This window comes from Vibrio sp. OPT46, assembly GCF_015163535.1.
GTDB lineage: Bacteria > Pseudomonadota > Gammaproteobacteria > Enterobacterales > Vibrionaceae > Vibrio > Vibrio alginolyticus.
Genome location: NZ_JADDYG010000244.1, coordinates 67664 through 74497, shown reverse-complemented (window position 1 = coordinate 74497; position 6834 = coordinate 67664). Strand labels below are relative to the sequence as shown.

Annotated in this window: 7 protein-coding genes; 3 read left to right on the top strand and 4 right to left on the bottom strand. The window is 47.2% G+C overall.

The features are described from left to right. Positions 1–469: glutathione S-transferase C-terminal domain-containing protein (locus IQR33_RS10460; RefSeq protein WP_228013841.1), on the top strand; the 469-nt coding region annotated here is incomplete at its 5' end. An 84-nt stretch (positions 470–553) separates the two neighbouring features. Here the strand turns inward: IQR33_RS10460 and IQR33_RS10455 are convergent. Next, positions 554–1225, bottom strand: a complete 672-nt coding sequence (locus tag IQR33_RS10455) for a type 1 glutamine amidotransferase domain-containing protein (protein ID WP_170893282.1) — start codon at positions 1223–1225, stop codon at positions 554–556. 117 nt (positions 1226–1342) lie between these two features. On the opposite strand from IQR33_RS10455, the gene IQR33_RS10450 reads away from it, so the two are divergent. Then, complete coding sequence (locus IQR33_RS10450; protein ID WP_042521059.1) at positions 1343–2227, top strand: LysR family transcriptional regulator; 885 nt, start codon at positions 1343–1345, stop codon at positions 2225–2227. 59 nt (positions 2228–2286) lie between these two features. Here the strand turns inward: IQR33_RS10450 and IQR33_RS10445 are convergent, their stop codons facing one another. After that, the gene (locus tag IQR33_RS10445; RefSeq protein ID WP_054701352.1) at positions 2287–3948 is read right to left on the bottom strand and encodes an electron transfer flavoprotein-ubiquinone oxidoreductase; all 1662 of its coding nucleotides are present in this window, start codon (positions 3946–3948) and stop codon (positions 2287–2289) included. A 137-nt stretch (positions 3949–4085) separates the two neighbouring features. On the opposite strand from IQR33_RS10445, the gene IQR33_RS10440 reads away from it, so the two are divergent. Continuing rightward, the gene (locus IQR33_RS10440; RefSeq protein ID WP_017821214.1) at positions 4086–5051 is read left to right on the top strand and encodes an electron transfer flavoprotein subunit alpha/FixB family protein; all 966 of its coding nucleotides are present in this window, start codon (positions 4086–4088) and stop codon (positions 5049–5051) included. A 67-nt stretch (positions 5052–5118) separates the two neighbouring features. Here IQR33_RS10440 and IQR33_RS10435 read toward each other — a convergent pair whose 3' ends face one another. Both IQR33_RS10435 and IQR33_RS32770 read right to left on the bottom strand, forming a co-directional pair. Further along, positions 5119–6267 carry a dihydrolipoamide acetyltransferase family protein gene (locus tag IQR33_RS10435; RefSeq protein ID WP_005375831.1) on the bottom strand — a complete coding sequence of 383 codons (1149 nt, stop codon included), beginning with the start codon at positions 6265–6267 and terminating at the stop codon, positions 5119–5121. Then, positions 6264–6834, bottom strand: a 571-nt coding sequence (locus tag IQR33_RS32770) for an alpha-ketoacid dehydrogenase subunit beta (RefSeq protein WP_322631760.1), incomplete at its 5' end; no start/stop codon positions are given. The genes IQR33_RS10435 and IQR33_RS32770, both read right to left, overlap by 4 nt.

Below are 6834 nucleotides of genomic sequence, written 5' to 3'. Positions count from 1 at the left end.
CGCAACAGTGTGGGATTCATTAGCGATTTTGGAATACGTTAACGAGCAATACTTACAAGGCAAAGCATGGCCAAGTAAGTCTGCAGAACGGGCTAAAGCACGCGCCATCGCATCAGAAATGCATTCGGGTTTCTTTAACTTAAGAAGCGAACTCCCAATGAACATCCGCGCACGCAGAAAAGTCGATTTAACGGAAGGTGCGCGTAAGGATATTGCGCGTATTGATGCCATTTGGGCTGAGCAAGCCAAACTGTATCCCAACGGTTGGCTATTTGGAGAATGGTCGATAGCTGATGCTATGTATGCACCTGTGGCATTGCGTTTCCAAACTTACGGTATCGAGTTATCGGAAGGTGCCAAAGCTTACCAACAAAAGGTGCTAGCAAGTGAATCTTTACAGCAATGGTTGGAAGAGGCGAACCAAGAAACGGATATCGTAGAAGAAGATGAAGCAGGGGTAGAAGTATAAGCGCATCTTGCGATCGCCTGTAGCAAGGGAAAGCATGACAAAGCACGCTTTCCTCTTCTAGGATGGTTGTAGTTTCCGGCGCGTTTAAGCTAGGTGTTCAACAATCGCTCTGCCTACGCCGTGTGCGCTCGTTGGGTTTTGACCTGTGATGACACGATCATCCACAATTACAAACTCTTGCCATGGTTGCACTTTAGAGTAGCGCGCTGCGCTGCGTGCAAGAGATTCTTCCAATAGGAATGGGATATCGTTGATGGTGCCGAAGTCGATCTCTTCTTCGCGAGTGAAACCTGTTACTGATTTAGACGCAAGCAGCTTTTCGCCATTGCTAAGCGTGATAGGAAGAAGAGCGCCCGGACCATGACAAACTGCTGCAACAATACCGCCATCTTCATAGTGTTTTGCAGAAATCTTGGCAAAATCTTCGTTGCTCGCTAGGTCTGAAAGAAGACCAAAACCACCCGGATAGAAGATCGCATCATAGTTGTCACCGTTGATTTGTGACACTGGAATCGTGTTATTGATGCGGTTCTGGAAATCATCATCCGCCAAGATTTTCTCGTTTATTGCGTCACCTTCGATGTCGGTTCCGTACAGTGGTGCTTGCCCGCCTTTGATAGAGGCAATGTCGTAATCGAAGCCTGCACCCAGTAGTTCGCTAAGGGCATGAGTGAGCTCTGGCGCGTAAGTTCCGTTTGCTTGGTCAGTTTCACCAAGGGTCGCATGGTTCGTCACAATGATGAGTACTTTCTTCATGATGGTTTCCTTTTTGGCTTACGTGTATTTGTTGAACACCTTCATACTAATTGCTAAACAAATAAGTGATAATACGATTAATTGGCAAAACATTATTGCTATATAGCAAAGGTAAGTATGGACAGTTTTGAAGGCATCAATGAGTTTGTTACGGTTGCTGAGAGCTTAGGGTTTTCTGCAGCGGCAAAACAGTTAGGTTGCAGTACCAGTCACGTCAGTCGCCAAGTCACAAGACTAGAAGAGCGATTAGGTGTCGCTTTGTTAGCACGTTCGACAAGAATGGTGAGTCTAACGGAAGCGGGGCAAGCGTATTATCAACAGTGTAAAGAGTTGGTGATTGGGCTTCAGCAAGCCAATGAGCAACTCACCACGCAGCAAACTCAATTGAGTGGTACGTTACGTGTGAGTGCCGCTGGTGCGTTTTCTGAGAACCATGTAGCGCCTGCCTTGATGGCGTTTGCCAAGCAACATCCTAATCTCACGGTTGAAATTAACTTCAACACCAGCATGGTCAACTTTATTGAAGATGGTTTCGATTTTGCCATTCGTTACGGCAGGTTGAGTGATTCAGGCTTGGTTGCGAGAAAGCTGGTGGATCGTCCCATGGCAGCGGCAGCCAGTCAGCGTTATCTCGATGAACATGGTTTGCCAACGCACCCAGAGCAACTCAAGCGTCATAGCTGCATTATTGCCAATAAGGACGTTTGGTTGTTTGAAAAAGACGGCAAGCCTTTAGATGGCGTAAAAGTGCAGGGCAGATGGAAGAGCAATAACGCACACACGGTCTTGCAAGCCTGTGCAGAAGGATTAGGTGTGGCGTACTTACCGAAGAGTAGTTTCAACGATGCTATTTCGTCTGGTCGTTTGGTGCCAATACTAGAGCCGTATTGGGGAAGCGGCAACAGCAGCTGGATTGTTTATCAGAATCGTCACTTTCTACCACTACGAGCGCGATTGGCTATCGACTTCTTGCTTGATCATTTTGTCGATTGGCAGGAGTAATGAGGCTCTGCCAATCGGTTTGTTTATCCATTTGTTAGATCGTCAACATACTAACGTATCTACATGTTTTGATAGCTTGGTCCGCCGCCACCTTCTGGTGCTTTCCACGTGATGTTTTGCGAAGGATCTTTGATGTCACAGGTTTTGCAATGAACGCAGTTGGCGGCATTTATCTGAAACTTCAACTTATTGTCCACTTCCACCACTTCGTAAACCCCAGCGGGGCAATAGCGCTGACTCGGTTCGTCATACATACCTAAATTCACATCAATTGGAATGTGAGGGTAAGTCAGAACAAGGTGACAAGGTTGATTCTCTTCGTGCTGTGTTCCCGACAAAAATACCGACGAAGGCTTATCAAAACTGATTTCACCATCTGGTTTTGGGTATGCAATTGGGTGGCACTCTTGTTTAGGTTTTAACTGCTCATGATCGTGCGAATAGTCCTTGATAGACCAAGGTAACGGCTTCTTAACCAGTGGTTGCCACAGGTTGTGTTCAAAAGTCGAAAGAGCACCGCCCAGTATGCTGCCAAACTTATGAATGTTCGCACCAAAGTTACGCGTTTCAGCGAGTTCGTCATACAACCATGATGGTTCAAACAACGACTGGTAGTCTGGCTCAGAAGCTCCAGTTTGTCGGGCCGTATGTACCGCTTCTGCTGCAATGATTCCGGATTTCATTGCTGTGTGGCTGCCTTTAATTTTAGCAACGTTCAAAGTCCCCGCATCACAACCAATCAATAAACCGCCAGGGAATTGCTGTCTCGGCAGAGAGGAAAGTCCACCTTTCGCAATGGCTCTTGCGCCGTAAGCGATGCGCTGAGCACCTTTCAAATGTGGTTCAATAGCAGGATGGTGCTTAAAGCGTTGAAATTCGTCAAACGGACTCAAGTAAGGATTGCTGTAATTCAAGTCGACAATAAGCCCGACGGCGATTTGGTTGTTCTCCATGTGATAGAGAAAACCGCCGCCTGTGGTATTTGTTTCACTCAAGGGCCAGCCAGCGGAGTGGATAACACTGCCAGATACATCCTTACTGTCAGTGGGTAACTCCCATATCTCTTTTAGGCCAAGCGCGTAGTGCTGTGGTTGCTTTCCTGCGTCTAGGTCGAACCTTTGAATAAGTTCTTTACCCAGATGTCCGCGACAACCTTCAGCAAAAAGGGTGTATTTTGCCCTTAGCTCGATACCTGGTTCAAAGTTAGGTTTGGCCTGGCCGTTCTTATCTAGTCCCATATCGCTCGTGTTAATGCCTGTCACGGCGCCAGTCTGATCATAATTGATGCTTGCAGCGGCAAAGCCCGGAAAAACTTCCACCCCAAGATTTTCTGCTTGGTTAGCGAGCCAACGGCAAAGGTTGGCAAGGCTAATTACGTAATTATTCTCGCCATTTATCATTGGACGCGGTGTAAGGATGTGAGGAACTCGAATATGGTTTTGTTCAGTAGTAAGATAAAGGAAATTATCTCGTTGAACCGAGGCTGCTAGCGGGGCCTCCATTTCTTTCCAGTCGGGGAAAAGCTCATCTAAGGCACTAGTTTCAAAAACAGCGCCAGATAAAATATGTGCGCCCACTTCTGAGCCTTTTTCTACAACGCAAATTGAAAGTGCGTCACCTTCACTGTCTTGGTTGAGTTGAGCTAGCCGACAAGCGGCGCTTAAGCCTGCGGGTCCGGCCCCCACGATCACGACATCAAACTCCATGCATTCTCGTTCCATCTTTATGCTTCCTTTCTATTATCGTCATCTGCGTGACAGGTTTTGGTTTCTATACAGAAAACTATAGCTCAGTTGACGTTAACGTGAAGTGGACTAAGCTCAAGTAATGGATCTGACGTGTTATATGAGGCATGACCATGGAAGACCGACCATTAGCAACACTTGTGCTCGCAGAGCATGACAACCAATCGTTGGCTGTAGGGACGCTGTGTGCAATTAAAGCGGCATTTGAGATTAAGGATGATGATAAATCGCTTCCTGTTTCTGTGTTGCTTATTGGTTATCAGTGCCAATCAGTTTTGGATGAGTTGAATTGTGTTCAAGGTGTTGCAGAAATTATCTGGGTTGATGCGAAGGGATATGAACATGGATTAGCGGAAAATATCGCACCTTTGATCTCACAAGTAGCCAAAAACTACTCACACATTCTTTCTCCTGCCAGTACATTTGGTAAGAATGTGATGCCTCGTGTGGCGGCGTTGCTTAATGTTGGTCAACTTTCTGACGTGATGACAATCGAGTCTATCGATACGGTGATTCGTCCAATTTATGCTGGAAATGCATTGGCGAGAGTCACGTCGAATGATCCCTATAAAGTGATGACCATAAGAAGTACGGCTTTTGATGCCGCAGAGCTATCTGACACGCCAGTTGTCCCTAAGCTTACTCAAGTCGACACGGTGATTATCAATAAACTTAGTGAGTTTGTTTCGCAACAAACGCCAGAAAGTGAGCGACCAGAATTGCCAGCGGCTAGAGTAGTAGTGTCGGGTGGTCGTGCATTCGGGAGTAAAGAGAAGTTTGTTTTAGTAGAACAATTGGCTGACAAGCTAGGTGGAGCGGTAGGGGCGTCACGAGCGGCGGTCGATGCGGGCTATGTGTCTAATGACCATCAAGTTGGGCAAACCGGCAAAATTGTTGCACCGGAGTTATACATTGCCGTCGGAATTTCTGGCGCGATCCAGCATTTGGCGGGAATGAAAGATTCCAAGGTGATTGTTGCAATTAATAGCGACCCTGATGCGCCTATTTTTGACATTGCAGATTATGGATTGGTCGACGATTTGTTTGTGGTAATGCCTGAGCTGTTAGAGAAGCTGTAGATATAGTCTTGCTTCCTAAAACAAAAGGCTTCCGGACTGGAAGCCTTTATCATTTGATTTTTATAAGTTACTTTTCGCTCGGACGTTGCAGGTGCTCTGCAAGTACTTTTGTAAACCTTGCAGCTTCACCACCAGTACAAGCGCGATGATCAAACGTTACGGATAGCGGCATTGCTTTCACCGAAATTGCTTGACCATTTCTTATCACAACTCGGTCGAGTATTCGGCCCGCGCCGACAATAGCGACTTGTGGCGGTGTGACGACAGGTGTCGCGTAAATACCGGCAATCGCGCCGAAGTTGGAAAGCGTAATCGTCGCGTGTTGCAATTGCTCACGACCGATTTTTCTCTCTCTGATCCCTTCAACGGTTTGATCGAGCCAACGACGAACATCTTGTGGCTCGTATTCATCTGCGTGGCGCAAGACTGGCACGTACAATCCATGACGGCTATCTACTGCAATTCCTACATTGACCGTTGTGTGTACACAGCGTGTCATGGTTTCGGCATCAAACCAAGCGTTTAAAGCGGGCTCTTCTTGACACGCATGAACAATCGCTTGAACAAGGCGGATACTGATATCTTCGTTTGGCAGCCAATCTTCCAACAATGCTTCTTCCGTAATGGTTACGGCAGCAACATGTTCGTGCGATTCGGTCATAGACGATACCATGGTACGTCGAGCGCCTTTCAAAACTTCGGTGCCTGGACGCTGTTTTCCGGCTTCGTCGTAAATATCGGCATCTACGATAAGTCCGTTCGGGCCACTACCTGACACAAGGTTAAGATCTACCCCAAGTTTTTGTGCCAACAAGCGAGCCGAAGGCAGGGCGGTAACGAGGTTACTTTCTGTCGTGTTGTGGTTGCCACCAATCCAGAAATCATCAACGTTAACATGATGCGCTTGGTGAGAAACGCTACCGACGACGGTTGCGGCGTCAGCAGTGGCTTTTTTCTCTGCCGTTACTTCTCTCCCGGCACCTGTTTCATCAATCTCTAGCAGTAATGCACCAATATTGACGATTTCACCTTCCTCACCATGACGGCTGACCACACGGCCCGAATAGGGGGCAGGGACGTCGACCGTCGCTTTTGCTGTCTCTACGGTTAAGATCACTTGATCTAATTTAACCATGTCACCGACATTAACGTGCCATTTTACAATTTCTGATTCAGCGAGGCCTTCGCCGAGATCGGGTAAGTTAAACGTCTTCATTTCCAATCCTCCACGAGTTCGCGCGCTGCGGTCACAATGTCTTCTTTCTGAACCATGAAATAATCTTCGTTACGGTAATAAGGCATAATGGTGTCCATTCCAGTTACTCGTTTAGGTGGGGCTTTAAGTAAGCACATGGCGTGTTCAGCGGTTCGAGCTAATAGCTCAGATCCCACACCACAAGTTTTACTCGCTTCATGAACAACGAGTAAACGTCCAGTTTTTTCTAGTGAGCTGAAAATCGTCGCGGTATCAATTGGCTTAATACTCGCCAAATCAATCACCTCGACTTCAATTCCCTGACTAGACAAGGTTTGCGCGGCCTGAAGTGACTCTACGACGCATGCGCCCCAAGTAACGAGCGTGATATCTCGCCCCTTGCGTAAGGTGAAGCAGGTGTCGAGTGGGAGTGCTTCGCCGTTATCAACGACTTCAGATTTAACGGTGCGATATATGCGCTTCGGTTCGAAGAACATGACGGGATCATTGCTTCTAATTGCAGCGAGAAGTAAGCCGTATGCGCGTTGTGGAGAAGAAGGAATCACCACTTTAAATCCAGCAGTGTGA